23 protein-coding genes are annotated in these 25,186 nt (G+C 58.2%); 8 read left to right on the forward strand and 15 right to left on the reverse strand.

Annotated elements, in window-relative coordinates:
• Nucleotides 1–2 precede the first annotated feature (2 nt).
• Entirely contained in the window at nucleotides 3–1,034 is a 1,032-nt protein-coding gene (yhjD, locus tag IEW73_RS08585) for an inner membrane protein YhjD (protein ID WP_188673355.1), read from the forward strand.
• Between the two features lie 8 nt (nucleotides 1,035–1,042).
• Here the strand turns inward: yhjD and IEW73_RS08590 are convergent, their stop codons facing one another.
• From IEW73_RS08590 to IEW73_RS08630, 9 genes are all read right to left on the reverse strand, one after another.
• A complete protein-coding gene (locus IEW73_RS08590) occupies nucleotides 1,043–2,353 on the reverse strand; it encodes a D-alanyl-D-alanine carboxypeptidase family protein (RefSeq protein ID WP_188673358.1) in 1,311 nt (436 codons plus the stop codon).
• Nucleotides 2,354–2,781: 428 nt separating this feature from the next.
• The gene (locus IEW73_RS08595) at nucleotides 2,782–4,083 is read right to left on the reverse strand and encodes an ABC transporter substrate-binding protein (RefSeq protein WP_188673361.1); all 1,302 of its coding nucleotides are present in this window, start codon (nucleotides 4,081–4,083) and stop codon (nucleotides 2,782–2,784) included.
• A 21-nt stretch (nucleotides 4,084–4,104) separates the two neighbouring features.
• Nucleotides 4,105–5,295, reverse strand: coding sequence for a branched-chain amino acid ABC transporter permease (locus tag IEW73_RS08600; protein ID WP_188673364.1), 1,191 nt, complete (start codon nucleotides 5,293–5,295; stop codon nucleotides 4,105–4,107).
• The gene (locus tag IEW73_RS08605) at nucleotides 5,292–6,245 is read right to left on the reverse strand and encodes a branched-chain amino acid ABC transporter permease (RefSeq protein ID WP_188673367.1); all 954 of its coding nucleotides are present in this window, start codon (nucleotides 6,243–6,245) and stop codon (nucleotides 5,292–5,294) included. The genes IEW73_RS08600 and IEW73_RS08605 overlap by 4 nt, the downstream gene beginning before the upstream one ends.
• Nucleotides 6,242–8,143, reverse strand: coding sequence for an AMP-dependent synthetase/ligase (locus IEW73_RS08610; protein WP_188673370.1), 1,902 nt, complete (start codon nucleotides 8,141–8,143; stop codon nucleotides 6,242–6,244). Before IEW73_RS08610 ends, IEW73_RS08605 begins: the two co-directional genes overlap by 4 nt.
• On the reverse strand, nucleotides 8,140–8,940 hold the full coding sequence (locus IEW73_RS08615) for an ABC transporter ATP-binding protein (RefSeq protein WP_229675877.1): 801 nt from the start codon (nucleotides 8,938–8,940) through the stop codon (nucleotides 8,140–8,142). The genes IEW73_RS08610 and IEW73_RS08615 overlap by 4 nt, the downstream gene beginning before the upstream one ends.
• Nucleotides 8,940–9,728, reverse strand: coding sequence for an ABC transporter ATP-binding protein (locus IEW73_RS08620; protein WP_188673373.1), 789 nt, complete (start codon nucleotides 9,726–9,728; stop codon nucleotides 8,940–8,942). Before IEW73_RS08620 ends, IEW73_RS08615 begins: the two co-directional genes overlap by 1 nt.
• A 144-nt stretch (nucleotides 9,729–9,872) precedes the next feature.
• The gene (locus tag IEW73_RS08625) at nucleotides 9,873–11,105 is read right to left on the reverse strand and encodes a hypothetical protein (protein ID WP_229675878.1); all 1,233 of its coding nucleotides are present in this window, start codon (nucleotides 11,103–11,105) and stop codon (nucleotides 9,873–9,875) included.
• Nucleotides 11,106–11,252: 147 nt separating this feature from the next.
• A complete protein-coding gene (locus tag IEW73_RS08630; RefSeq protein WP_188673376.1) occupies nucleotides 11,253–12,527 on the reverse strand; it encodes a sensor histidine kinase in 1,275 nt (424 codons plus the stop codon).
• 206 nt (nucleotides 12,528–12,733) lie between these two features.
• On the opposite strand from IEW73_RS08630, the gene IEW73_RS08635 reads away from it, so the two are divergent.
• A complete protein-coding gene (locus IEW73_RS08635; protein WP_188673379.1) occupies nucleotides 12,734–13,381 on the forward strand; it encodes a response regulator in 648 nt (215 codons plus the stop codon).
• Between the two features lie 30 nt (nucleotides 13,382–13,411).
• Here the strand turns inward: IEW73_RS08635 and IEW73_RS08640 are convergent, their stop codons facing one another.
• The 4 genes from IEW73_RS08640 to IEW73_RS08655 all read right to left on the reverse strand — a co-directional run bounded on the left by IEW73_RS08640 (nucleotide 13,412) and on the right by IEW73_RS08655 (nucleotide 15,899).
• Nucleotides 13,412–14,302, reverse strand: coding sequence for a siderophore-interacting protein (locus tag IEW73_RS08640; protein ID WP_188673381.1), 891 nt, complete (start codon nucleotides 14,300–14,302; stop codon nucleotides 13,412–13,414).
• 93 nt (nucleotides 14,303–14,395) lie between these two features.
• On the reverse strand, nucleotides 14,396–14,794 hold the full coding sequence (locus IEW73_RS08645) for a hypothetical protein (RefSeq protein ID WP_188673384.1): 399 nt from the start codon (nucleotides 14,792–14,794) through the stop codon (nucleotides 14,396–14,398).
• Nucleotides 14,795–14,874: 80 nt separating this feature from the next.
• Complete coding sequence (locus IEW73_RS08650; RefSeq protein ID WP_188673388.1) at nucleotides 14,875–15,468, reverse strand: hypothetical protein; 594 nt, start codon at nucleotides 15,466–15,468, stop codon at nucleotides 14,875–14,877.
• Between the two features lie 2 nt (nucleotides 15,469–15,470).
• Nucleotides 15,471–15,899: a hypothetical protein gene (locus IEW73_RS08655; protein WP_188673390.1), complete on the reverse strand. Its 429-nt coding sequence runs from the start codon at nucleotides 15,897–15,899 to the stop codon at nucleotides 15,471–15,473.
• A 175-nt stretch (nucleotides 15,900–16,074) separates the two neighbouring features.
• Between IEW73_RS08655 and IEW73_RS08660 the strand changes: the two genes are divergently transcribed.
• Nucleotides 16,075–17,631, forward strand: a complete 1,557-nt coding sequence (locus IEW73_RS08660) for a multicopper oxidase family protein (RefSeq protein WP_188673394.1) — start codon at nucleotides 16,075–16,077, stop codon at nucleotides 17,629–17,631.
• Nucleotides 17,632–17,641: 10 nt separating this feature from the next.
• On the opposite strand, the gene bluB is transcribed toward IEW73_RS08660, so the two are convergent.
• Nucleotides 17,642–18,283, reverse strand: a complete 642-nt coding sequence (gene bluB / locus IEW73_RS08665) for a 5,6-dimethylbenzimidazole synthase (protein WP_188674926.1) — start codon at nucleotides 18,281–18,283, stop codon at nucleotides 17,642–17,644.
• Nucleotides 18,284–18,554: 271 nt separating this feature from the next.
• On the opposite strand from bluB, the gene IEW73_RS08670 reads away from it, so the two are divergent.
• Nucleotides 18,555–19,175, forward strand: coding sequence for a hypothetical protein (locus IEW73_RS08670; protein ID WP_188673397.1), 621 nt, complete (start codon nucleotides 18,555–18,557; stop codon nucleotides 19,173–19,175).
• A 130-nt stretch (nucleotides 19,176–19,305) separates the two neighbouring features.
• On the opposite strand, the gene IEW73_RS08675 is transcribed toward IEW73_RS08670, so the two are convergent.
• On the reverse strand, nucleotides 19,306–19,881 hold the full coding sequence (locus tag IEW73_RS08675) for a TetR/AcrR family transcriptional regulator (RefSeq protein ID WP_188673400.1): 576 nt from the start codon (nucleotides 19,879–19,881) through the stop codon (nucleotides 19,306–19,308).
• Nucleotides 19,882–20,154: 273 nt separating this feature from the next.
• On the opposite strand from IEW73_RS08675, the gene IEW73_RS08680 reads away from it, so the two are divergent.
• From IEW73_RS08680 to IEW73_RS08695, 4 genes are read left to right on the forward strand one after another with little or no spacing between them, the layout of a single operon-like run.
• A complete protein-coding gene (locus IEW73_RS08680; RefSeq protein ID WP_188673403.1) occupies nucleotides 20,155–21,267 on the forward strand; it encodes an SDR family NAD(P)-dependent oxidoreductase in 1,113 nt (370 codons plus the stop codon).
• A 53-nt stretch (nucleotides 21,268–21,320) separates the two neighbouring features.
• Nucleotides 21,321–22,151, forward strand: coding sequence for an SDR family oxidoreductase (locus IEW73_RS08685; RefSeq protein WP_188673406.1), 831 nt, complete (start codon nucleotides 21,321–21,323; stop codon nucleotides 22,149–22,151).
• A gap of 35 nt (nucleotides 22,152–22,186) precedes the next feature.
• Complete coding sequence (locus IEW73_RS08690; RefSeq protein ID WP_188673409.1) at nucleotides 22,187–23,356, forward strand: alpha/beta fold hydrolase; 1,170 nt, start codon at nucleotides 22,187–22,189, stop codon at nucleotides 23,354–23,356.
• Nucleotides 23,349–25,160 carry an AMP-dependent synthetase/ligase gene (locus IEW73_RS08695; protein ID WP_188673412.1) on the forward strand — a complete coding sequence of 604 codons (1,812 nt, stop codon included), beginning with the start codon at nucleotides 23,349–23,351 and terminating at the stop codon, nucleotides 25,158–25,160. Before IEW73_RS08690 ends, IEW73_RS08695 begins: the two co-directional genes overlap by 8 nt.
• Nucleotides 25,161–25,186: the final 26 nt, after the last annotated feature.

Genomic DNA, 25,186 nt, shown 5'->3' on the forward strand with positions numbered 1-25,186 from the left:
GAATGGCCGATAAGCCAGGATTCCTCGACAAACAACGGGCGAAACATCCGTGGCTCGACCATCTCATTAGGGCCGCAACACGGTTCACGGAACAGCACGGCGATTATTACGCCGCCGGCATTACGTATTTCAGCGTTCTTGCGCTGTTCCCGTTGCTCATGGTGGGGTTTGCTGGTGCCGGTTTTGTTCTGGCGGGGAATCTTGAACTCCTTGAGGACGTCAAGGCGCAAGTCACCGAGTCCATTCCGGGCGGTATGGGCGAGCAGGTCAATACGCTGATCGACCAGGCGATTGAACAACGCAACACTGTCGGCCTCATTGGTATTGCGGTCGCGCTGTATTCGGGCCTTGGGTGGATTGCCAATCTGCGGAAGGCACTCAGCGCGCAATGGGATCAGCCGATGCCAAAGGTGAACTTCATCAAAACCAAGATTGTTGACCTCGGTGCAATGATCACACTTTTCTTGGCCTTGGCCGTCTCACTCGCACTCAGCGCTCTTGGTGGCAGCGGGCTAACGACCTCTCTCCTCGGCATTGTCGGCCTAGATGAGGCCCCCGGAGTGGGAATCCTTGTTCGCATAGTGTCGCTTGCCGTTGCTATTGGTGCAACATGGCTACTGTTCACCTGGATTATCGCGAGGATGCCACGACAGCCTGTTGCTTTCGGCAGTGCCGCCCAAGCGGGGCTCATCGCCGCCGTTGTGTTCGAGATCTTTAAGCAACTAGGTGTCGCATACCTTCAGGGGGTCACACAGAGCCCGGCGGGTGCCGTATTTGGTCCGCTCATCGGCATCCTTGTCTTTATCTTCATCACGTCGCGGTTCCTCTTGTTCGCAACAGCCTGGGCTGCGACGACAACGGACAGCATGGAGCGGGCGCTAGTGCTTCCGCCCAAACCAGTGCTCATCAATACTCCGGTCGTGGTTCGCGAAGGCAACTCATTGGCGAGCGGCGTTGTCGGATTCGGCGCAGGTGCGTTGGCTGTGCTCGGCGTATCCGGACTGGCACGCAGGAACAAACCACCCCAAAAGTAGGGTTATACCTATTTCTTCCTGCCTACACGCACCGCGGCGAGGAGAAGAGCAAGCACGACAATGCCGCCAACTGCACCCACAACGAAGCGTTGTGTTGCCGACGTGTCCGATTCTGGACCGGGGCTAGACGAGCGGGGGATACCGGGCTGGGCTAGCACGTCGGCATCGGACTCTGCGGCGCCGTCACGAATGCTGTCGATGGCGTTAAGTGTGCCGACACTGTCATCGGGTGGGACGCTGAAGCCATAGTCAAATAAGTCGGCTATCTGCTTCCATACGGGTTGAGGCTCGTTGTCCGCCATAAGGACGGATACAACCAGTCTTCGCCCATCGCGTTCGGCTGCTCCCACGTATGTTTGTCGCGCAGAATTGGTAAAGCCGTTCTTTCCGCCGATCGAATCTGGGTAGTTCCAGTTAACGATGTTGTCGTTTCCCATCGCAAATCCGGGTCGGTCGAAGTCACCTGGAATTTCGGGGTCGGCAGGGTATCCGGGAAAGTCGACCTGTGTTGTTTGGATGTTCTCGACAAACTCAGGGATATTCATTGCCTCACGGAAAATGACTGCTAAGTCGTACGCCGAAGATGACATTCCGGGTGAGTCGAGCCCCGACGGAGAGCCTGCGCGAGTGTCCAATGCGCCGAGTTCTTTCGCACGTTCGTTCATTTTGCGCAGTGTTTCATCGATGCCACCGAGCTGTGTGGCTATTGCGTTTGCGACGTCGTTGCCGGAGGCAAGAACGAGGGCCTGCATGAGTAGGCGGTTTGTGTATTCGCCTCGCGGGCCGATCCCGGCGCGACTTCCTTCAATGTTTGCGTCCTCCATGGTTCCGAAGACGGTTTTGTCGAGGTCCAATTCGTCGAACGCAACGAGGGCAAGAAGGGTCTTGATCGTACTGGCAGGTCGGTGCCGCCCGTGCGGATCTTTGGTTGCGAGGATTTCACCGCTGTCGAGATCTGCGATAAGCCAGCTGGCTGCAGATATTTCTTCCGGCGGAGCCGGTGCGTTCGGGGCGATTGTGAGGTCACATTGCCCGAGTAGTGGACCGCCGACGGGCGGCGATGGGATTGGGAGCGGAGTGGGTTCGGGCTCACCGGGGCGCGGCTCGTCTGAAGTGTCGGATGCTGGAGGTGGCCACTGCGCAAAGGGGCAATCTGCAGTGTCAGGGGTGGTGAAGGGCGCCTCTGACGTGGTGATGTCGCCTTCGGGTGGGAGGGGGCTTATGAGCTGCGCTGCGACACTGGGCATGCCGAGCGTCGCGCTTGCCGCAAAACAGGCGGTTGTTATTGCAGCGAAGACTGCGTTTGCTCGTGTGTTCATCGAAATCGGACAGTATGCGAAAGTTTGTCGAATGCCAACTTGAATCGCCGTCGGAGCTTCGAGCGAAGGGGAACTAGTTTCATTCCGAAAATATCTAAGGCGCATGCACTGTGTGCATGCGCCTTAGTAGTCCCCCATAATCAACGGCCGTTAACCCCCCAGTTATATGACCGCGATCACCGTGCGTCTATGAGGTTAAAGCAAAAGTAATGGGTTCGGAAGTATTGTTCATTTTTCAATAACTATCCGCGAGGACTGATTTACATGGATCCAATGTTGAAAACAGCAGGTTAACGCGTTAATGGCGGGGAGGTGCGTGTCGCATGGCGTTCCCGGTTATGGTGAGCATCACAATCAGCGTGACGGAAATGTCTGATTAGGGCACTGTGGCCCCCAGGTTTCCCTGGGGGCCACAGTGCGTTTAATTCTTACGGTTGCACGCAAGGGCTCGCGTAGTCGATCTCTGTCGTCGCCGTCACGCCGTCCACCAACGTGCGGGTGCCCAACTCCACGGATGCGTCAGGAACAGAAATGGTAGCGGTGAAGTCGCCAATGGCGGGCGTTGTGCCAAACGTGCGGTTAGGCAGCGCGCCCTCGTAGTCAACTTCAAGGCCGTCAATTGCTGCACGAAGCGCTGATCGCGTCAGCTCACCCTCGTCGGCTGCCTTCTCAAGCAAAGACTTCAGCGGGTACGACCAGATCCACCCGAACAGGTAACCCTGGTTGGCAGGGACCCCGCCGTCCAGAGATTCGCGGATCGCGGTCATGGCATCACTCTCGCCATCCCAGCCCTGCCATGGCCCCACGTGGTTGTAGAGGGCACTCAATGCGCCTAGAGCAGGCGTTTCAAGCAAACGAGGGTTCCACGTGGGGACGGAACCTATAAATCGACCGTCAAAGCCACGGGCAGCGGACTTCGCGACGATCTCAGCTGCTTCCGCAGGCGCGGTGGCCAAGACGACAACGTCTGGGGCCAGGCTCAGAATGCGTTCAACCGCAGCATCCTGGTTCTGCACCATAGCGTTGGGAGCTGTATCTACCTGAGCGAGAACCTCAACGTCGTTAGCTTCGGCCCATGCAGCTGCGCCTACTGCTGCATCAGAACCGTAGTCGCCGGGGAACCCAACTGTCATCAATGATTCTGGGGTGCCGTATTCCTCACTGAACCAGTCCAGGCCGATGACCGATTCGGTGCAGTAGGAGTATCCGGATTCAAGGATGAGGCCACGGTCGGCGTCATCGAAATGTAGACCTGACCACCATGAACCAGGGATCGCGACAAGGTTTGCTCGGTCCATATCTGCCAACACGGATTCGGTCTGTGGCGTACCCAAGCTCATGCCGAGAGCGAGAATGTGTGGCTCGATGTCCTGATACTGAGTGGCATGCTCGTCGACGCTGTACGCAGTGTTCCTGGTGTAAGTACCAAGATCGATGTCGTACCCGCCGATTCCACCGTTCTCATTAACATTGCGCCAGAACGCAAGTTGCCCTTGGTGGATTTGTGCTCCGAGTTCCGCGAACGGCCCGCCTTCAAGATCATTAAGTGCGCCGAGATAAATGCAGCCATTGTCCGCATTTACCGCATTCGGGCATGGATCGTCGGTGACTCCTGTGCCCGTAGCAACATCACCATCGTCAACCGCAGAACATGCGGCCACCGCTGTGAGCGCGAGAATCGCTGGCGCTGCAATGAGTCGTCTGCGCCACGTAATCGTGGGGTTTGTCATGTTTGACCCTTCTTGTCGTAGCTATCTGGAAAATGGCCAGGCCTTGAAGTAGTTGCGGACGCGCAACCAAATCCCGAAGAGTCCTCGTGGTTCGGCGACGATGAAGACCACGATGAGAAGGCCAAAAACAATCGCCTTGAACTCGTCCACAGTGAGGCCGCCGCCAGTGACGCCACTCGCGCTGAGGAACGGGATGAGGTGAGAAAATTCGTCGATCACGCGGGGGAGAAGCACCACGAAAGCTGCGCCAATAATGCTGCCGGAGATCGTTGCCATACCGCCGATAAGCACGACGGCGAGGAAATCGATGGACAGCATGAGGTTCCACCGGTCGGCGCTAATCCGTCCGACAACAACAGAAAGAAGAGCGCCACACACACCGGCGTATCCCGATGACAGCACAAACGCGAGAGTCTTGGTGCGCTGCAACGGAATGCCCATGACTTCGGCGGCGATGTCGCGGTCTCGTACAGCAGCAAACGAACGGCCATACCTTGACCGCACGATGTTGCGCGCAGCCACCGCGAACGCAATCAGCACCAGCAAGCAGAGTAGATACACCGTGACTTGGCGCGTCAGCACATACCCGCCGATGCGGTAACTCTGGGAAAGGTCGACACCAAACAGGGTGAGGTTTGCTGGTGCGCGCCCAACTCCTGAACCGCCGGTGAGCGAGCGCCACTCACGGAACAGATGGTCACCGAGCATGAGCAGCGCCAACGTGAGCGTCGCCAGGTAGAGGCCCCTGACTCGAGCGGCGAATGGCGCTACCAATAAGCCAACAATCGCCGGAATGATCGCCGACAGCGGTAGCCACAGTGCCATGTCCCAACCAAGGCCCCACACCCGAGTGGTGGCGTCGCCGCCAAAGAACGCCGCCGTATAGGCCCCAAGACCGACGAAGAATGCGTGCCCCAAGGAAACTTGTCCTGCATATCCCGTAAGTAGGTTTAGCCCAATACCGCCGATGGCATATACGCACGTCAGCGAGAGCAGAACAGTGAGATCGCGGGTCAAGAAAAACGGTGCCAAGATTGCGAGGATGATCAAACCAATGGTCCACCACGCTTTAGCTGGGGTGTTCCAAATTGCTTGATCTTTGTCGTAGCTTGTGTACAGCTTCGGGCGTCCGCGCCGCACAGCAACGGGCACCTTCGCGGGAGTCGCCGATGCGCGGCGCACCTGGCCGCTGAGGTTAAGTTCGGAGGTCATACGCGATGCACTTCCTTGGTGCCGAACAGGCCTTGAGGGCGGATCATCAGGACAGCAAGCATGATCAAGTACGGGGTGACGATGTCGAAGTTCGCCCCAAGCCACGGCGCTATCCCCGGTTGGTACGTCTTAGTGAGTGCTTCAGCGAGACCAACGATCAACCCGCCTACCACTGCGCCTTTAACTGAGTCGAGACCGCCGACAATGATCGCGGGTATTGCCTTCAGTGCAATCAGTGCACCAAGAGCGCCCACACCCCCGGCCGCTGTTCCCAGCAAGACGCCCGCGAGCGCGGCGAAGGCTCCGGCAATTCCCCAGGACATGGAGAACACTGCTCCGGCGCTAATCCCCTGAGCCATAGCAACCTCAGGGTCGTGAGCTGTGGCGCGCATTGCGAGCCCGTACCTCGACCGGTTGAGCCACACCCCGAGGAGACCGATGGCGATGAATGCAGCCACAATCTTCGCTAGATCCGTGTGGTCGACCGTCACGCCGCCGTCGCACGCGGCAGGTACACCGGGGATGGGCACCGCCGTCTCCCGTCGTTCACCACCGAGGCAGAAGTTCGCCAGCCCCCAGGGGCCGCCCGAGGTGATGACGCCCTGGCCGATCAGCTTCGTCGTCACGACTAGTCCCGCCGCGAACAAACCAACGGTCACGAGTGCTGCAGAAAATGGTGGTCGGCCAACCATCGGGCGCATAGCTACCCGCTCACAGAGCATCGCGACGAGAGCACCGGAGATCACAGCGACCACGAGTGCTAGCGCAAACGGTAAGCCGAGAGTCACGGCGATGTAGTAGCTGACGAAGGTACCGAAAATCATAAAGATCGGCTGGGCGAAATTTAGGACGCCGGTGGCGCGGAAAATGATGACGAATCCGACCGCGATCAGTGCATACAGCGCTCCGAGCCCGGTCCCGCGGACTATTGAGTCGAGGAACTCAATCATGGGTTCCCTCCTGTTGTGGCGTCCGTCTTAGGGGCATCAGCGTGCGTGCGCGATAAGTCGCCCCCAGCGAACTGTGTGCCGTCGCCGTACATGTCGTCGATCAGATTCTCGAAACGCTGCGTCAACGCAGACCGGCGCACCTTCTGTGTCGCTGTAAGTTCGCCGTCGTCATGGTCAAGCTCTTTGGTGAGAACCCGGAACTTGCGGACGTTTTCAACACGAGCGAACTTGGTGTTGGTCTCGATGACTGCGTGGCGAATCAGTTCGAGCACCTCAGGCTTGACGCTGAGGTCGCGGTACGTGCTGTAGGTGATGTTGTGACGTGACGCCCAGTCGGAGACGCTGTCGAAGTCGATGCCAATGAGTGCCGTGAGGTAGGCGCGGCGATCGCCGATAATCACGGCTTCCTTGATGAACGGTGATGTCTTGAGTTGGTTTTCGATTTCTGACGGCGAAATATTCTTGCCGCCCGCAGTGATGATGATGTCCTTGAGGCGGTCGATTATTCGAAGATAGGTGCCGTCAACCCACTCGCCCACATCGCCGGTGTGGAGCCACCCGTCAGCGTCGATTGTTTTTGCAGTGGCTTCGGGTTTGTTCCAATAACCGGCGAACGTGCCTGGGTGTCGTGTGAGGATCTCGCCTGTCTGGTCGTCGAGGATGAGCTCGATACCGGGAATGGGCTCTCCCACTGTGCCGAGCTTCATGCGCCCTTGCCTGTTAGCCGAGGCGACGGCGCAGTTTTCCGTCATGCCGTATGCCTCGAACATGGGGACACCAATTGCGAGGAAGAACCTCAACACTTCAGGTGAGATCGGCGCCGCCCCAGATATTGCGGTACGAACTCGGCGCAGACCTAGCTTGTCGCGTAATGCCCGCAACACCAGTGGGTAGCCGATGGCGTACAGCGTCCGGGTGGTGACGGTGTGGTTGCCTCCGTGTTTGATGCGAATGTCAGCGATGCCGTCGCCAAGGATCGTCCCGCACCGGTAAGCGAATTTTTTCACCGGAGATGCGGCCATCATGCGGATCGCTACTGCGGATTGCAGCTTTTCCCAGATGCGCGGTACAGCGAACAGAACCGTGGGTTGCACCTCTGCGAGGTCGGCGGCCACGGTATCGATTGATTCGGCAAAGTGGACAACAAGTCCGTTTGCGGCGTTGTTCCACACGGTGAACATGCGTTCTGCGACGTGGCATAGGGGCAGGAACGACAAGGAAACGTCGCGTGGCGATGGCGGTGGATTAACCAGTCCTGTATCGCGAAGAAGTGCATCAATTGCGTAGTTGATGTTCGCCACCGTGAGCATTGCGCCTTTGGGTGGCCCCGTTGTTCCAGAGGTGTAGATCAACGTGGCGATGTCGTCTGGTGTTACATGCTTGGCGACGTCATCGAGAAACACTGGATTCTCGTTCGCATGTTGCTCCCCGGCGTCGAGGAGCGCGTCGTACGAAATCAGTCGGGGTTCGCTATATGTTGCGAGGCCACGCTTTTCGAAGTACACGACGCGTTCAAGCGTTGGGCAGTTTTCCCACACCTCGAGGACCTTGTCGACCTGTTCCTGGTCTTCGGCGAAGAGGACACGAATACCCGCGTCATTGAGTTGGTATTGAATCTCAGCCGCAGGGTTGGTGGGGTAGAAGCCAACGGTGATCGCACGCAAGCTCAAGGTCGCGAGGTCGCAGTACAACCATTCCGACCGATTCTCCGACAAAATGCCGACACGGTCGGTAGCTGTGACGTTCAGCGCTGCGAGACCGTGTGCAAGAGCTTGAACGGAGTGGTGATACTCGGTCCACGTGATGTTGCGCCACACACCAAGGTTTTTCTCCCGCAGTGCCACCTGATGTGGGTGTTCTGTCGCCCAGGTGGCAATCCGTTCCGGCAGTGTCGTCATGCGTGCCCCGATTCAGCTGCGCCGAGGTACGCGGCAAGCACAGCAGGGTCAGACTGGACGGCAGCCGGTTCGCCGAGCGCAATTCGGCGACCAAAGTCGAGCACGAGCACACGGTCGGCGAGGTCCATGACAAGTTTCATGTCATGTTCGACCATGATCATGGTGATCCCCATTTCGGACCGGATGTCGAGGATGTAGCGGGCCATATCTTCAGTTTCTTCGACATTCATCCCCGCGACCGGTTCATCAAGTAGCAGCAGGGACGGTTCCATCGCGAGTGCGCGGCCTAATTCGACGCGCTTCTTCACTCCGTAGGGCAGCATGCCGACGGGGTAGTTGCGCACTGACTGCAGACTGAGGAATTCGATGAGGTCTTCCGCGAAACGACGTGCGTCTCGTTCGGCTTGCCGTGCTCGACCAATGCGCAGCGCTGCTTCGATGGTGTTGTACCGAAGATGGATGTGACGGCCGAGTTTGATGTTGTCGAGCACGGTGAGGTTGTCGAACAGTTCGATGTTCTGGAACATGCGAGCGATGCCAAGTCGAGCAACGACGTCGGGCCGTTTGCCTAGGATCGATTCCCCGTTGATCGTGATGGAGCCAGCCTGCGGTCGATACACCCCGGACAGGCAGTTGAACATCGACGTCTTTCCGGCGCCGTTGGGGCCGATGACAGCAAAAAGTTCGCCCTTCCCGACGCTGAAGCTAATGTCCGACAGTGCTTGTGTGCCACCAAAGCTGAGGCTCACAGCGTCGAGTGTGAGGATGTCACCTGAAGGCATGGTGTCTGTAGGCATTAGGACAACCACCGCTTCCTACGCTTGTAATGCTTGATGTCACGGTATGAAGTGCCCGCGCCTTCCTTGCTGAGGCCGAGATAGAACTCCTTGATGTCGGCATCGTTCCGCAGTTGTTCTGCAGCGGCGTCCATGACTATGCGGCCGTTTTCCATCACGTAGCCGTGTGAGGCAATCGACAGTGCCATCGCAGCGTTTTGTTCGACCAACAAGACGCCCGTGCCTGCTTTGTTGATGTCGACGATGAGATCGCGTATCTGCGCAACAATCCGCGGAGCGAGGCCGAGGCTTGGCTCGTCAAGGAGTAGGTACCGTGGTTGAGCCATGAGTGCGCGGCCGATCGCGAGCATCTGTTGCTCCCCGCCTGAGAGATAGCCTGCGCGTGATTTTCTTCGCTCGGCGAGCACCGGGAACATCGTGTAGACGCGGTCGAGGTTGGTGTTGATGGCGCTGCGTGGTTGCGTATGCCCACCCACCCGAAGGTTTTCGTCGACGGTGAAGTCCACGAAAACTCGTCGTCCCTCCATTACTTGCGACACGCCCGCACCGACGACATCTGATGCGCTGCGCCCGGTGAGGTCCAGGCCATCGAGAGTGATTTTTCCGGCAGCAATACGGCCACGGTGAATGTCGAGCAGGCCTGTAATAGCTCGCAAGGTGCTCGTCTTTCCGGCGCCGTTACCGCCAAGAAGTGCAACGATGCTGTCTTGCGGAATCTCAAGGCTGATGCCCTTTGTGACGAGGATGACGTCCTCGTAGACGATCTCGATATTTTCGACCTTGAGCATTCGCCGGTGAGCCCCTCACGGATGTCCGCTATGCCTATCTCGGCTCACCTTATACACATGGTGCGACCTATGTCACAGTTGGAGTCGATTTGTGATCAGCGTGTCACACATATACGCGTGACACGCTGATCAAGATGAGCTGCGTTAGCTGCGTTTGGTGAGCGCCGCAATGTCGCCACCAAGAATGCTCTGATACGTATCCATCGCTGCGTCCACATCACCGAACTGGTTTCCGATTTCGTGGGTGTTTTGTGCGGACAATTCCCGCAGCCCGGACCGCGAAATCAAATCGTCAATCTTGCCGTCTAAGCTGCGGGCACGCCGCACAGTGTTGATGGTCCGCAGCTTGTACTCAGCCTGAGTAAGTAGATCGCCTATTCGGGCGAGAGCGGAGACTCGTTCCACCAACTGGTCCCACACGGGCACCAGGGCTTCGAACCTCTCCCTGATGTGGTCACGTGCGGCGGCGCTGCTCGTTCGATCCAGCGTGTTGAGTTCGGTGACAATGATGCGCAGCGCCGCGGTGTCGACCGCGATTTGTGTGAGTTCCTCAGCGAGATCTAGTTGTCCACGCTGCATCGTGAAATGGTCTGAATGCCAAGCTGACGAATTGCTGATTCGGTCGTACAAAGAACCAGCGAGGTAAAGCAAGGTGTCGTAGCGGTCCGCGAACTGCCCGGGTTCGGGGATGAAGGTTGGTAGTTTGGGTCCAGCGGCCCGTCCGAGAAGAAACCGGCGTGTGCCTTCGGAAATGCCAGCGAGGATTTCAGCGGCATGCCCGAGGGGCTTGTTGAACTGTTCGACCTGCTCGGGTGTGGCCGCCAAGGGTGCCGGGGTGCGGCGCAAGGCGTCAAAAAGTGCTTCGCGTTGGGGATTGTCTAGATGGATTCCGTCGCGTTTGTCGCGTCGCGCTGCACGAGCATTCTTGGCGAAATGCTTCTCCGAATGCACGAACTGGTCTTGCTTAACTTGTATTTGCTTGCCGAGTTCGGTGGCGGTGAAGCCAAGGAAAGTTTTTGAGACGCCAAGTTTGGCGGCGTGGAACCGTGCAACGGCACGAGCGTGCTCGTCCGATAGCGCACGCAATTCAGAGAACCCGCCAATGTCGGGCAAGTCCTTGTTCATGCTTCGGCGCGTGACAAGAACTTCGCGAATATCTTCGTCGACGTATCCCATGGCGATGAGGAGAGCGGCTTCGTCGGTCAGATCGGGGTGCTCGCCATCAATCTGGCTCTTGCTAATGAATGCGTGCTCGCTCCAATCACGGACTTGATCCGAGATGCGTTCGCGGCGTTGCTCGACAGTCTCTGACTGGTGCTCCACCAATGAATACGCCGCCGGATCGACACCGTCGGGGCCGTGCGCGCGGCTAGACATTAATCCTCCTTGGACGCTTCCTACCGCTCATTTTCCCAGCAATCTTCGCGCGAGGGGAGCGAACGTGACTGATTTGACACAGCCGCTGTAACGCCGGGATTTAACCTCGTCTCGACGATGGTGTCACTTTGCATAGTTGCGGGGCAATTAAAGCAACGCGCGTGCATCTGTGCTTACGGGGCACGCCAGTTCCACGATCGTCCCGCAGTTCGGCTCACTGTCTACTAGCGCATACCCGCCGTAGCGCGACATACGGTCGTAGATGCTTTGTGAAATGCCGAAACCGAACTCGGTGAGTGGCGGGGAAAACCCACAACCTCGGTCCACAATACGAACCTTGACCACGCCTTCATCCACAGTTGCGGTCACCCACGCCTCATGCGTTCCGGCATGCTTAACAACATTGTTGAGCGCTTCCATGACGGCGCCGCACAAGGCGTCAACGAGGGCCGGTGAAATATTGTCCGGCAATTGGTCGTGTTGATGGTGCACCCTCAGCCCTAGAGTTTCGGCTTGCGCAATAGTGTCGCTAAGCCTCGTCTCCAGATGGCCTGGTCCTTCATCTTCGGCGCCGCAGATCAGACGACGGACGTAGTCCGCTTCGGCGGCACAACGCGCGCGAACTGCATTCTCGCGATAATCCAAACCGCCGCGGGCAATGGCGGTCAAGGTCGTGAGTACCGTGTCATGTAGCCGTCGATGTTGTGCTATCCGTTCATCAAACCGGGCCTGATTTGCAGCTTTCGTCGCTTCGAGAGCGACTTGGTTCTGCGCAAGAGCATCGAGTGCGCGCCCTTGCGCTATGAGGTGGTAGCGCAGGAAATAGAAGACAATCGCGAACCAAATGTAGGCGTTGAGCACGCCTACGAATTCTTCAAAGGGCGGACTAAATTCACCGACGCGCAGAGTCGTGCCACCGAATCGGGCAGCAACGACGAACACCCAGGCGACAAGGATGTGCCTTAACGGCAAAGCTGCGGCAATGAGAGCAACTGTCCCCATAGCTAACCTGCCGGGCCAGTTCATTCCGCCGAAGACGAAATCATCTCGCATGTTCAGCGACGCAACTATGAGCAACCCCACTATGACCGCAGTATCAACCCACACCAGGTGGATCGGGAACCAGCCCTGTTTCAGTGTTACGTAGGCGAGATATACGTTCCATGCGATCGCGACGCCAAGTAGGACAAGGTTGAAGTGCGAATTAAAGTACGCATCCTCCGGGGCCGCGATGATGGCGATGGGCAACAGTGCGAGGTATGCGGCACGTTGAAAGAGCAGAAGGAGTGCGAGGAGGCGCTTGGCTCGTTCCTCACCTGGCTGTGACACTGTGTCTTTGATTGCAGTCCACGACAAGAGAGCGCTCAACCTAGGTGACGCAGGTGAGTGCCCTATAGCTGGACCGTTGTGATTCGGCGCCACGGTAGTCTCCTTCGAGAACCCTCGACGTCGTGCCGTGCGAGTGAAGAAAGTCTACTTACAGCAAAGGCATAATCGAAAAATCTGTGCATAGGCCAGGAGTGGTGTGGGCGCGGAACCGTGCAGGTTTTCCACCGGGAAACGACAGTAAAGAGCGGTCAAAACTGGGTGCTATCCTGTGTGCTATTCGAATGATGCGGGGGTGGGGCGTGGTTCGGGTCGCCTTTATCGATGACGACAGAATGCTTCTGGATGGAATAGGTTCGTGGCTTGCTCGGGACGGCAACCTCATCCTTGAAGGCACGGCTCATACGGTTAACGAATTTCTGGGAAAGAACCCACACGACGTTGACGTCGTTGTGCTTGACCTATTCTTGTCGGACGAGTCCGACCCCGCCGACAATGTGGCCAAACTTGTGGAAGCCGGGTTCCCAGTCTTGGTTGTCAGTGTTACCCCGCAGGCGGTACATGGGATTGACGTTGTGGCGGCTGGCGCATCGGGTTATCTCACGAAAGACAACGACCTCGGTACGTTGTCTAACGCCATCAGTGTGGTCGCGCGAGGTGAGATGGCGTATTCGCCCGAGTTGGCGTTTGCGTGGACGCGAGACACCAGACCATCCAAGCCAAAGCTCTCCGCGCAAGAACGCGCCGTTCTGCTCGATTACGCCACAGGGCTCACGCTGGAGGCGGCAGCCCGACGTGCGGGTGTCAAGGTGTCAACTGCTAAGTCGTACTTGGATCGCGTGAAAGCGAAATACGCACAAGTGGGTCGTCCCGCGGCGACCAAGCTGGAACTTGCTAGCAGAGTTAGAGAAGATGGGTTGCAGCGAGAGAGCAAAGGATCTTCGGATTAGGTGATTTGCCGTCGAGCGGACCGGTGCGAGTCAGAAGCCCGCGCGTTCAAGTTCATTATCCCAAGCATCGATAAGTTCTTGACCCTGGAATCCTGAGTCGACGAGTGCGCTGTACTTCGCAAGTAGTGCTTCTTTGACTGGCTCGTATCGCCTGACAAAGTCTTCTTTGTTGGCGCGCCAATACCCGAGCACGGTCATCTGGGCGCTTGGCACACCACGGCTTGCTCGGAGGTGTTTGCGAATTGTGCGGGTTGCTGCTGCTTCGGCCGCAACCCACACGTAGCTTGTCTCAGTGAGTGGGGGGAGCGATTCGACAGCATCAGGGAGTGCAGAAGGCGACGTACCCATGCCGCTGTATGGAAGCCATCGGTAGTCGACAGTGGCTTCGGATTGGACTTCGAGCGCATCACGGGGGTCAATAATTTCGACGATGACTGTCGCTGTGCTGTCGGCGGGCAGTTCTTCGAGGATGCGACCCACGGCGGGGAGCCCAGTGGCATCCGCGATGAGTACGTAGTGCTCGGTGTTGGCAGGTGGGGAAAACCACCCGTCAGCTGATGACAGTCCTACAATGTCGCCGGGCTGTGCTGATGCTGCCCATGTCGAGGCTATGCCGCCATCGTGGATGACAAAGTCGAGCACAAGTTCATGCTGGTCGTGCAACACTTTGCGGACGGTGTAGCTTCGAACTTCCGGTTCGTTGTCTGAGTCTTCGAAGGTCCAGATGCCGTCGCTGATTGTGGGTCGTTGTGGTGCGCGTTGGCCTTGGCGGGGGAAGTACACGCCCAGCCGTTCGTCGGGCTTCCCGCTCGTGGTGAAGTGTTGTAGTTCGTCACCGCCGAATCGAATTCGCATCATATGCGGGGTGATTCGAATTGCTTCATGCACTGTCGCGAGAAAAAAATCGTGCTGGCGCGCCATGCCAACCCTCTCATGGTAGGTAACCCTTACCTTGTGGAGTATGGCAGCAAGCGAGCCAGCACGGGGTCTTACGTCAGCGAGCGACCGAGAGGATCAGCTCAACACCATCGGTGTGACGGAGCCGTCCACAGCCCATTCTGAGTAGCGAGGTCCGCACGTCACCGTGATTTCCCCACCGTCATGATCCGCCAATGACAAAGCAACAAAACCAGTTGGTCCCACGATCGCCTGCCCGTACTCGTCAGCCTCACCCAAAGCGAAACCTTCTGGTGTGGCTTTACAGACATATCCCGGCGTGGCGTTTGTAGCCGCAACGATAGTAAACGGGCCGCCTGCGACTGCGTACACATCCAATGCGCCGTGCGCGATTTGAACGTGCTCAACCTCGTCGGCAGTTGCTACGCCAGCGCCAAGGAGGCTAAGCGCACCGACAGAAGCGGCGGCGATTGAAGTGCCAACAACCCGGCCCAAAGAAATTCCACATGCAGACATTGCATCTCCTGTCTCAGGGTGACACCCACATGACGCGTGTCACTCAGGTTGAGCCTAGGCGATTTCTTGCCCCGTGTGGGTTACTCGCTCCGCACATGCAATATGACAAGCAACACGGACGGGATTAACGCAGCAACTGCCACCACTTTGCCGATATAGGCCGACGAAAGATCTCCCGCGACCAGCCAACTCGCCGCAACGATACAAATTGCGGCTATCCACAGCGGAAGAAACACTTTGATCGCCACGGACGAGATTTCCGCGAAACTTACATCCCCCTGCACGCTGATAACAAGCAAGTATGTGGCATATGCCAACGCAAGAAAAGCTGCGCACAACCACAAGAAATGTTCCCCAGCTAGCCTGGCGAACTGTTCGCCGTCGCCCATCAGTGGCGTGAGAGACACAAGTATCGGCACTACAAAGAGGGCCACCCAGGGCCATGCCCAACTTTGTTCTGGATCGTCTGTCCTAGTGCGGGCCCGGCGAATCAAACCCGCTGAGATAACAACCCACGCTGGCGCAAAAACCAACACTGCAACAATGCGTGCGGACGGATTGCCGTCGAGCGCCACCAGCGCTAGGGAGAATATGCCCAGAAACAACAGTATCCCCGCGACGGTTGCCCGTTGGAACCTCAAAGGTGAATCCGGCCAGGTCCGCCCGCGCTGCACCGTCAGCACCTACCGGCGGCAGCGTCCTGCGTGGCTCGTTCGATTGTGTCGCGCTCAGATGTGGTTAATTCATCCCACTGAGCCAACTCGTCCGCATTGAGGTGCATGCGATCGTCGTCAAAGGTGGCGTTCCACTCCTCAACCCAATCGGTGGGGTCGCGCATGTATTGAAGGAATTCATCCGCAACTTCGGTCCGATTGACCGGGCCTAAACCTTCCTGGTCGTGCACAATCTGCATCTCTGCCAGCGACTGATTCAGATCAGCGCACACTTGGTTGTAAAGCGACTGCTGCTCCAATGAAGCTTCAACGGAGCCTTCATCATTGTTATCTGATGAGCAAGCCGCGACGAACGACACCGCAACCATTCCTGCGACGAGGCGCGTTAAGAGTTTTAACGTCATAGCCGGTTGTATCGACGCTGAATCCATGAATACCGTCCCACCTTGCCTATTGCGCGATACCGCAATTGTCGACGAACCGCACAATCTGCGCCAGGGATTGCTGACACGTTGCAGAGTCGTTGTGCAACACAGAGAGAATCATCGAGCTACGTGTGAGATTCTTACGTGTCGAACACGTTGTCTAACACAGTGAGGTGTCTGCGTGAACCGTCGCCAGTTGCTCCGTCTCGGAGGTGGCGCGCTCGTAGTCGGCGCGGCCGCCGGCCTCACCGCCGTCACAACGCGAACTGCCTCGCAGGCGTCAAACCAACTTCCAGGACTTGTTCGTTCCGACAGGCCACTTCCGTCGCGTTTCGTTGTTCCACTGCCGCAGCCCCAGCAACGTGTGGGGCCCGTTGTTCAATTCACACAACGTATTGGTGAGCAGGAAATCATCCCGGGTATGCGTACACGAATCACAGGCTTTGATGGCGTTTTTCCGGGCCCCACGATTCGTGCACACCGCGGCAATCCCGTCAGCGTGCAGGTGCGCAACGACCTCGACATTGGCACTGTCATGCACCTTCACGGTGGACAAACACCACCCGAGCACGATGGATATCCCACCGACCTGCTTCTCCCGGCATCGGGCTCTGTACGTGGACCTACGATGCCCGGCGCGACGACCGTGCACCAACGCAGCTACGAGTATCCGATGCAACAGCGCGCTGCAACCTTGTGGTACCACGACCACGCCATGGACTTCACTGGCCCCAACGTCTACGCAGGTCTCGCTGGTGCGTACATCGTCAGTGACGACGAGGAACGCGCTCTTCCCCTGCCGGAAGGGGACCGCGACCTCGAACTACTTCTCGCTGATCGTGCATTCGACGGCGATGCACAGTTCAAATACCCGGCGCTATCACCGGAACAGCGCTTCCCTGGTGTGGAAGCGCTATACCTTGCGGGTGTGCTGGGAGACGTAATTCTTGTCAACGGGGCGCCCTGGCCCACGCACGAAGTGTCGCAAACGAGATACCGATTGCGGTGGATCAACGCATCCAACGCGCGGTCATACCGAATAGAACTGCACCCCGGTGGCGAGTTCACGCAAATCGGGAGCGATGCCGGATTGCTCGAACATCCGCTTCCTCGCCACGACATCACCGTTGCCCCAGGCGAACGAGTCGACTCAATACTCGACTTTTCGCAGTATCCGGTGGGCACGAAGGTGACCGTGCGCAACACGTATGGGGTCGGCAGCACCGACGCCATCATGCAATTCCACGTTGTTCGTCAGGAGCGGGACGAGACGAACATTCCGCAACGGCTCAGCACGATAGAAAAGTTCCGCCGCGAAGATGCAGTGCGGACCCGGGACTTTTTCTTCGCACTCCAGTTTGGTGCGGGTCATGGCCACGGTGCGCCACGGTCGAGCGGAGGCGGTTTCATTCCTCACCGGTGGACGATCAACGGACTGCCATTCGACACTGAGCGTGACTGGGCACGACCACGGTGGGGAGACATCGAAATTTGGCGTTTCACCGGGGTAGCCGGCCACCCCATTCACGTTCATCTTGCCCATGCCCAGGTACTGTCTCGCAACCGCGGTGCGCCGCGACCGTCCGACGTCGGGTTGAAAGACACAGTGGATCTTGGTCCGTTGGAAACGACAGAACTGATTATGCGGTTCGATACCTACCGAGGCCGCTACGTCATGCACTGTCACAACCTCGAACATGAGGATATGGCGATGATGGCAAACTTCACCATCGTTTAATTTGGGCCCGTCAGGTTGCCGGTTGGCGTAGCGAATCGAAATGGATGGCTTCGTCGAGGGGGCGCCGTGAACGCCAGCCGAATCGTTCGAGATCAGGAGTTTGTTGGAACTCGGCGACGGGGCCGACACACAACCACGCGATGGGGCGCACGGGTGGTGTAGCGCCAATGAAGTCGGCGAGGAAGGGCTCGTCATAAAAGGACACCCATCCCACGCCGATTCCTTCGGCGGTCGCTGCGAGCCACAGGTTCTGAATGGCGAGGACGGCCGAGAACAGACCAGTGTCTTCGACGGTGTGCCGCCCGAGAACGTGCGAGCCGCCGCGGGTGGGGTCGTACGTCACGACGATTCCAGTTCGACTTTCGCGGATCCCCTCAACTTTGATGTTCGCGAATACCTTCTGTTGGTCGGCTGGGAGCGATTGCGCAAAGGCGTCCCGACGTTGCGCGACGTGTGTTGCGAATCGTTCGAGGCGGTGAGGGTCTTGGATGACGACAAAATCCCACGGTTGGGTGTTGCCCACGCTTGGTGCGCTGTGTGCGGCGTTAAGAACTTTTCGAAGTGTTTCATCGGCGATCGTTGAGCCGTTGAATTCTGCGCGAACGTCGCGGCGCATGCGGATGGCGTCGTAGAGGGGGAGTGGGGTCGACATGGGGTCTATTCGATCATGCTTTTTGGCGGCAGTTGATGTCGGCCACGTCGCGGGGAGGTCACGAATTGGCATGACTGTGGGGTGTCGGTGACCACATCGATGCGCAAGGCCTCAACCTAAAGTGCAGGTAGAGACAAACTTCTGTTTTCGCAGCTCAGGGTCGCGCCTGAGATCACACTAGTTAACTTCTATAACAATGCAACACTGGTGTCACACAGCTTGGAATTCCAGGCCGTCACAGCCCACCCAAAGGTGGAACGAAGGGAGAACCATGAAGGCTCAGCGGATTTTCACTCAAGGACTCGTTGCTACTTCAGCAGCAGCCGCGCTCACAGTTGGTGCAACCGGAATCGCCCAGTCCGCCGTTATCACCAACGCGCCAGAGGTCATCTCTGCAGTCGTCCTTGATCCCGAGGGCAACACGCAGGTAGAGCCAGAAGCCTTGATTCTGACCCCCGCTGACAACAACAACGCGGTCAACTTCATTACGTGGCTTGTGTGGAACGACCAGATTGCCGTCGGCACCGGTGTCGAACAGGTCAACACCTGCGAACCGACCTGCGCTGAAGGCGTCATCGTCAACAAGCCAGTCGTGATCGTCCTTGACGGCGTCGAGGGCGTCGAAGACAGCGACGATCAGTACTTCACCGAAGTTCGAATCTCCGGCGTAGACGGCGAACGTAGCCTCGACCTGACTACGGTCACCATCCTGCCAATTCCGGCAGCTGAGGAAGACGAAGACGGTGTCGTAGACGACGAAGCTAACCCAGTTGTCGACGCTCCCGAAGAGGAAGAAGACGCGGAAGAGCTTCCAGAGGTCGATGAAGATGATGCCGACGCAGTCGCCGAAATCGCAGCGGCACTAGCTAAGGCAGTCGCAGAAACCGACTGATAGAACATAGCGCGCGAATGCCCGGTCAGCACCACGGCCGGGCATTTTTGCATGTTTGGGGTGCGGCAACTTGTGGCGAGTTTTGTACATCTGGTGTGCGGAATTCGCCACAAGTTTGCGATGCGCGGAATTACGCGCGAATGAGAACAGCGGTAATCAGGCCGGTGATCGTGGGGTGCAGCTCGGAGAGGCTGGGGAGCGCGTCGGCTTCAGCTGCTTCAAGGATGAGTTCGCTGATCCCGCCTACGATTGCGGTCGCGGTGGGTAGTGCGAGCGGCGTGAGGTGGGGGTTGCGTTCGCTGCCGCGCTGGGAAAGTTGCTGGAGAAGGTCGGAGAGTGAGCGTTGCGTTTGGCGGCGGGCTTGACGGGCTTCGGCGCCTGCTGCCTGCATTTCCATGAAGTGGGTCTTGGTGTGTGCGGGTTGGGCTTGGAGCGTGGCCAGCAGGGTCGTGACTGTGTTGATGATTCGCTCTTCTGACGTTTCGCCCTTGAGTGAGGCTTCCGTCAGCGTGTCAACGAGCGCTGTGCTGAATTCGTGGTGGCAGGCCAGCAGGCATTCTTCCTTGTCGGCAAAGTGCTCGTAAAAAGTGCGCCTAGATACGTGTGCGTGGGCGACGATGTCGGCGATCGTGGTGGCTGAGTAGCCCTTGGTGGCGACAGTGATGGCTAGTCCGTCGAGCAATTTTGTGCGTGCGTTGTTGGCCATGGTGCCTTCCAGTCGCGGCGCGGTGGTACTTGTCGGTACCCAGTCTAGCGGTTTGTTGCTGATGCAACTTCTTGAATCCAAGATCAACCAGCAGAAAAATTGCGCCTACCTGCATAAATGCGACTGTGACAAACACCACTTGTCAAACGGTACTGTGTCGTACCATACTTAGGCCAACGCGGTACGCAGCAGTACCACTGATCTTGGGGCCACGGTCGTCCCCTCAAAACCCTCACGAACATCACCCCTCACGCACATCCCAAGGAGCACCCCATGGCTACCATCGCCCCCTCTGCATTCCTCAGCTTCACCAACCCCGTCGGCTCGCTCACTCAAACCTGGAGCGAACTCCCCATCAGCGGTCTCACCACCGAAACATTTGCCTCCAAGACTCGGGCTGCCAAAACCATGGCGACGAAAACTCTCGCCAACGCAAACTTCCGCAGCGACGGCAAACCACTAGCTGGTCGCCGAATCGTCATCACCGGCGGCTCATCAGGCATCGGCGCAGCCACTGCGCACAAGGTTGCAGAAGCCGGCGGCACCGCAATCCTCGTCGCCCGCAGCCTCGACAAACTCACCGAAGTACGTGACGAGATCGTCGCAGCTGGCGGCGAAGTATTCATCTACACCTGCGACGTCACCGACGAAGACGCAGTCGAAGAACTCATCAACACACTCACCAGCGAACACGACAGCATCGACATGCTCGTCAACAACGCAGGCCGCTCCATTCGCCGCTCAGTCAAACTGTCCTACGACCGGTTCCACGACTTCGAGCGCACAATGTCGCTCAACTACTTCGCAGCGGTGCGGCTCATCCTCGGACTACTTCCGCACATGTCCAACAACGGATTCGGCCACATCGTCAACATCTCGTCGATCGGCGTCCAAACCAATACCCCGCGCTTCTCCGCGTACGTCGCCTCAAAATCAGCGCTCGATGCGTTCAGCAGGGTAGTGGCAGGCGAAACAGTCGGTGAAGGAGTCACATTCACCACAATCCACATGCCGCTTGTGCGCACCCCCATGATCGCACCGACATCCATGTACGACGCCTTCCCAACGCTCTCGCCAGACGAGGCCGCTGACATGGTGGTTCGCGCACTTGTGAAGCGCCCCAAAGAAATCGCCACCCCTTTGGGAACATTCGGCGAGGTGCTGTACACATTCGCACCAAGCGTGGTCGACCGCATCATGCACCAGGCATACAAAGTCTTCCCTGACTCTCTCGCAGCAAAAGGTGGACCCACGACTGAAGCCAACGATCGTGGCCTTACGCGCAGCGGAGAGTTCCTCGCAAAAGCCTCCATCATCGTCCAAGACCAGCCACTATCCCGCGCGGCTAAGACGATGATGCGCCTGCTTCCCGGCATCCACTGGTGACACGCACCCACTCTGCCGCCACACACCTCAACTACCCAAGGACACAATCCGCTATGAAAAATGTCGAATCCAAAAAAGTTCTGATCACCGGCGCAGCGATGGGCATGGGAAAGCTCTATGCCCAACTCGCGGTACAAGAAAAGGCCGCCACAGTAGTGCTGTGGGACATCAACGACACCGCACTCGCTGAAACAGTGGCGGAACTTACCGCAGCCGGCGGAAATGTTGTTCCCTACATCGTCGACGTCTCCAACCAGCAAGCAATCGAAGAAGCAGCAGCCCGAGTTCGGGCCGACGTCGGTGACATCGACGTGCTCTTCAACAACGCCGGAGTCGTTCGGGGCAACGCTTACTTCTGGGAAACTGACAACAACAAAGACACCGCCTTCACCATGAAAATCAATGCCCTCGCGCCGATGTTTATCGCTCGCGAGTTCCTGCCAGGCATGATCGCTGCCGACGGTGAATGCCGCGTCATCAACATTTCGTCAGCCGCAGGTCTCACCGCAAACCCACGGATGGCGTCGTACTGCGGATCCAAATGGGCCGCTGTCGGGTGGTCAGACTCCGTGCGCCTCGAACTTGAACAAGCTGGCCACTCCCACGTCAAAGTCACTACAGTCTGCCCGTACTACATCAGTACCGGCATGTTCGATGGTGCTAAGTCCGCACCGTTGCTTCCCATCCTCGAACCCGAAGCAGTAGTGGGTGAAGTGTGGAAGCAGATGAAGAAGGGTGCCCCGTTCGTGATCATGCCGAAGACGGTGCTCCTCAGCGAAGCATTCAAGGGTCTCCTGCCCACGGGCGTTCGCGACTTCGTTGCAGGACGAGTCCTCGGGGTTTACAAGACGATGGAAGATTTCACCGGTCGCCCCACCCACTAGCCCTCCGTTCATCACCAACTTCACCAGGATTACCCATGGCTGTTTTGACACCACTTTCCCCGGCGCGGATACCCCTTGCCGCTGCAAACCTGAGTCACAAGGCGCTGTACCACGGCGTCGCAGACCTTCGCCCGATGCCCCGGACGCTCATTGACGCTGGCCCACAGCGGCAGGTCTACCGCTACCTGCCTGCGCAGCCAGGCACGGAATCGACCGACGCTCCCGTTCTCCTCGTCCCACCACTTGCCGTTCCTGATTCGTGCTTTGATCTGCGCCGTGGGTGCAGCGTGGCAGAGCACCTAGTCGAGCAGGGGCGACGCACGTATGTGGTGGATTACGGGCAAATCTCCTTTGCGCAGCGCAACCTCGGATTAGAGCACTGGATCCACAATGTCCTGCCCAAGGCGATTCACGCGGCAAGTATTGATGCGGGAGGTGCGCCCGTACACCTGGTCAGTTGGAGCCTCGGCGGCATATTCTGTCTGCTCACCGCAGCCGACCTCCCCACGCTGCCCATCGCGTCGATCACCACAATCGGCACACCCGTAGATTTTGCGGCAGTACCTATCGTGGCGCCCGCACGCCCCGTTGTAGCGCTCACCCGCGGAGCGATTCTGACGAATGCCGCCCGCATGCTCGGTGGAGCGCCACGCCCATTCGTCAAGCGAGCCTTCCAACTCACGAGCCTCACCAAGAACATCACCAAGCCATTCACGATGCTCGCCCGCCTCGATGACACTGAATATTTGGCGCAACTTGAAGCGGTCGACGCATTCACTGAGCACATGACGGCCTACCCCGGCCGTGCATTCTCGCAGCTATACCAACTGGTCTTCCGCGCGAACCAGCTCGCCAAAGGCCATATTGACTTAGGCGACCGGTGTATCGACCTCGCCCGCATCCGGGTTCCTGTCCTAGTCGTTGCAGGAACCGGCGATGCCATAGCTCCGCAGAAGGCAGTGCGCCCGCTTGTGGATCTGCTGACCTCGGCACCGTATGTGCGATACGAAACCGCACCGGGGGGCCACCTCGGGGTGCTCACTGGCCGCGCCGCTCGAACCACGACGTGGGCGACACTTGCGCACTTCTTCGACCAGGTCGACGAAATTCGGTCACTGCGCTTCGACCGTAACCCCACACTCTCTCAACTCAAAGACGCGATCCGCGCCATTACAGAATCCCCAAAGGAGACGTCCCATGCGTGAGTTCACCGCTCCGGCGCTCGCCCGAGTAGACCGCAACGCCAATCTCACTGACTTCATCGTCAACAACGCTGCACACGACCCGCACCACGTTTCGTTTCGGCGTCGCATCGGCAGCCAGTGGCACGACGTCACCGCCGGACAATTCCTCTATGAGGTCACGGAGATCGCGCAGGGTTTCATAGCTGCGGGTATCAACCCAGGCGACAGGGTAGCGATACTGTCACGCACCCGGTACGAGTGGACACTCGTCGACTTCGCCATCTGGAGCGCAGGTGCTGTCACCGTTCCCATCTATGAAACGTCCTCAGCTGAGCAAGTGCAGTGGATCTTGTCAGACTCGCGAGCAGTGGCGTGTATTGCCGAAACGCCTGAGCTGTCGAGCGTCGTCGCTGACCTGAAGCCAGACTTGCCGCAGTTGCATGCTGTGTGGCAGATCGAAGATGCGCCACCACCGGGCGATGTCGGTTCGTTTACGTCGCTTCGCCGCAACGGCGTTGGCATTCCTGAAGCCGTAGTGGAGGCACGTCGCTCGACCGTCAATGCCGAGTCGATTGCCACCCTGATTTACACATCTGGCACCACAGGTCGGCCCAAGGGTTGTGCGCTGACACATCAGAACTTCCTCGCAGAAGTCATGAACGTCACCGCACAACTGGGCGAGATTTTCGAACGCCCCAATTGCTCTACGCTGCTGTTCTTGCCACTAGCGCACGTTTTTGCGCGAGTCATTCAACTTGCGAGCGTGTACCAAGGCGTGACCCTGGGACACTCGTCCGACGTGAAAAACCTGCTCGACGATTTCGCGGCATTCCGCCCAACCTTCCTGCTGGCTGTCCCACGCGTTTTCGAGAAGGTCTACAACTCAGCGACGCAGAAGGCTGAGGCTGCAGGCAAGGGCAAGATCTTCGCCCGCGCCGTCACCATCGCCATCGCTTACAGCGAAGCCATCGAAACCGGGACTCTCACCCCGAAGCTGAGGATGCAAAGGTCCTTCTACAGTGCGCTTGTGTATCGGAAACTGCGCAAGAGCCTCGGCGGGCGTGCGACCCACGCCATCTCGGGCGGCTCCGCACTCGGTAGCAGGTTGGGCCACTTCTATCGAGGAATTGGCCTCACCGTACTTGAAGGCTATGGCCTGACTGAGACGACTGCTGCAATCACCGTCAATCCATCGCGCGGGGCGAAAATCGGCACTGTTGGCCAGCCAGTACCCGGCACCACGATTCGCATTGCTGACGACGGGGAAGTTCTCGCGAAGGGCCCAATTGTGTTTGGTGGTTACTGGCGCAATGAGGCAGCAACTGACGACGCGATTGATCCGCAGGGCTGGTTCCACACCGGCGACATCGGCGCACTGGACGAGGACGGATTCCTGTCCATCACAGGCCGGAAGAAAGAAATCATCGTCACCGCCGGGGGCAAGAATGTGGCTCCCGCAGTCATTGAGGACCGGATTCGGGCGCACGCACTGGTCAGCCAAGTGATGGTGGTGGGTGACAACGAACCTTTCATCGGCGCGTTGATCACCGTGGATGAAGAAGCGCTCGAGCCGTGGAAGGCCACGCAAGGAAAAACGGGTTCAGTCACTGACCTGCTGACAGACCCGGATCTCCTCGCAGCGATCGACGAAGCGGTGCAATACGGCAATAAGGCCGTCTCGAAGGCGGAGTCTGTGCGCAAATATCACATCATCGCGCGCGACTGGACCGTCGAGCAGGGGCAACTCACGCCTTCGATGAAGCTGAAGCGCAACGTGGTGATGAAGGAACACGAAGCGGACATCAACGCGATCTACGGACGGTGAAACACATGCTGTGGGTTGGTGGCCAT

Source organism: Hoyosella rhizosphaerae, from assembly GCF_014643175.1.
Lineage (GTDB): Bacteria > Actinomycetota > Actinomycetes > Mycobacteriales > Mycobacteriaceae > Lolliginicoccus > Lolliginicoccus rhizosphaerae.

What these genes read in the sequence shown, in the direction of transcription:
- IEW73_RS08590 (WP_188673358.1), bottom strand. Translation starts at nt 2,353, where the DNA reads ATGAACACACGAGCAAACGCAGTCTTCGCTGCAATAACAACCGCCTGT.
- IEW73_RS08690 (WP_188673409.1), top strand. Translation starts at nt 22,187, where the DNA reads ATGGCTGTTTTGACACCACTTTCCCCGGCGCGGATACCCCTTGCCGCT.
- IEW73_RS08675 (WP_188673400.1), bottom strand. Translation starts at nt 19,881, where the DNA reads ATGGCCAACAACGCACGCACAAAATTGCTCGACGGACTAGCCATCACT.
- IEW73_RS08595 (WP_188673361.1), bottom strand. Translation starts at nt 4,083, where the DNA reads ATGACAAACCCCACGATTACGTGGCGCAGACGACTCATTGCAGCGCCA.
- IEW73_RS08670 (WP_188673397.1), top strand. Translation starts at nt 18,555, where the DNA reads ATGAAGGCTCAGCGGATTTTCACTCAAGGACTCGTTGCTACTTCAGCA.
- IEW73_RS08645 (WP_188673384.1), bottom strand. Translation starts at nt 14,794, where the DNA reads ATGTCTGCATGTGGAATTTCTTTGGGCCGGGTTGTTGGCACTTCAATC.
- IEW73_RS08625 (WP_229675878.1), bottom strand. Translation starts at nt 11,105, where the DNA reads ATGTCTAGCCGCGCGCACGGCCCCGACGGTGTCGATCCGGCGGCGTAT.
- IEW73_RS08680 (WP_188673403.1), top strand. Translation starts at nt 20,155, where the DNA reads ATGGCTACCATCGCCCCCTCTGCATTCCTCAGCTTCACCAACCCCGTC.
- IEW73_RS08695 (WP_188673412.1), top strand. Translation starts at nt 23,349, where the DNA reads ATGCGTGAGTTCACCGCTCCGGCGCTCGCCCGAGTAGACCGCAACGCC.
- IEW73_RS08640 (WP_188673381.1), bottom strand. Translation starts at nt 14,302, where the DNA reads ATGGCGCGCCAGCACGATTTTTTTCTCGCGACAGTGCATGAAGCAATT.
- IEW73_RS08610 (WP_188673370.1), bottom strand. Translation starts at nt 8,143, where the DNA reads ATGACGACACTGCCGGAACGGATTGCCACCTGGGCGACAGAACACCCA.
- IEW73_RS08685 (WP_188673406.1), top strand. Translation starts at nt 21,321, where the DNA reads ATGAAAAATGTCGAATCCAAAAAAGTTCTGATCACCGGCGCAGCGATG.
- bluB (WP_188674926.1), bottom strand. Translation starts at nt 18,283, where the DNA reads ATGTCGACCCCACTCCCCCTCTACGACGCCATCCGCATGCGCCGCGAC.
- IEW73_RS08605 (WP_188673367.1), bottom strand. Translation starts at nt 6,245, where the DNA reads ATGATTGAGTTCCTCGACTCAATAGTCCGCGGGACCGGGCTCGGAGCG.
- IEW73_RS08615 (WP_229675877.1), bottom strand. Translation starts at nt 8,940, where the DNA reads ATGCCTACAGACACCATGCCTTCAGGTGACATCCTCACACTCGACGCT.
- IEW73_RS08620 (WP_188673373.1), bottom strand. Translation starts at nt 9,728, where the DNA reads ATGCTCAAGGTCGAAAATATCGAGATCGTCTACGAGGACGTCATCCTC.
- IEW73_RS08600 (WP_188673364.1), bottom strand. Translation starts at nt 5,295, where the DNA reads ATGACCTCCGAACTTAACCTCAGCGGCCAGGTGCGCCGCGCATCGGCG.
- yhjD (WP_188673355.1), top strand. Translation starts at nt 3, where the DNA reads ATGGCCGATAAGCCAGGATTCCTCGACAAACAACGGGCGAAACATCCG.
- IEW73_RS08655 (WP_188673390.1), bottom strand. Translation starts at nt 15,899, where the DNA reads ATGGATTCAGCGTCGATACAACCGGCTATGACGTTAAAACTCTTAACG.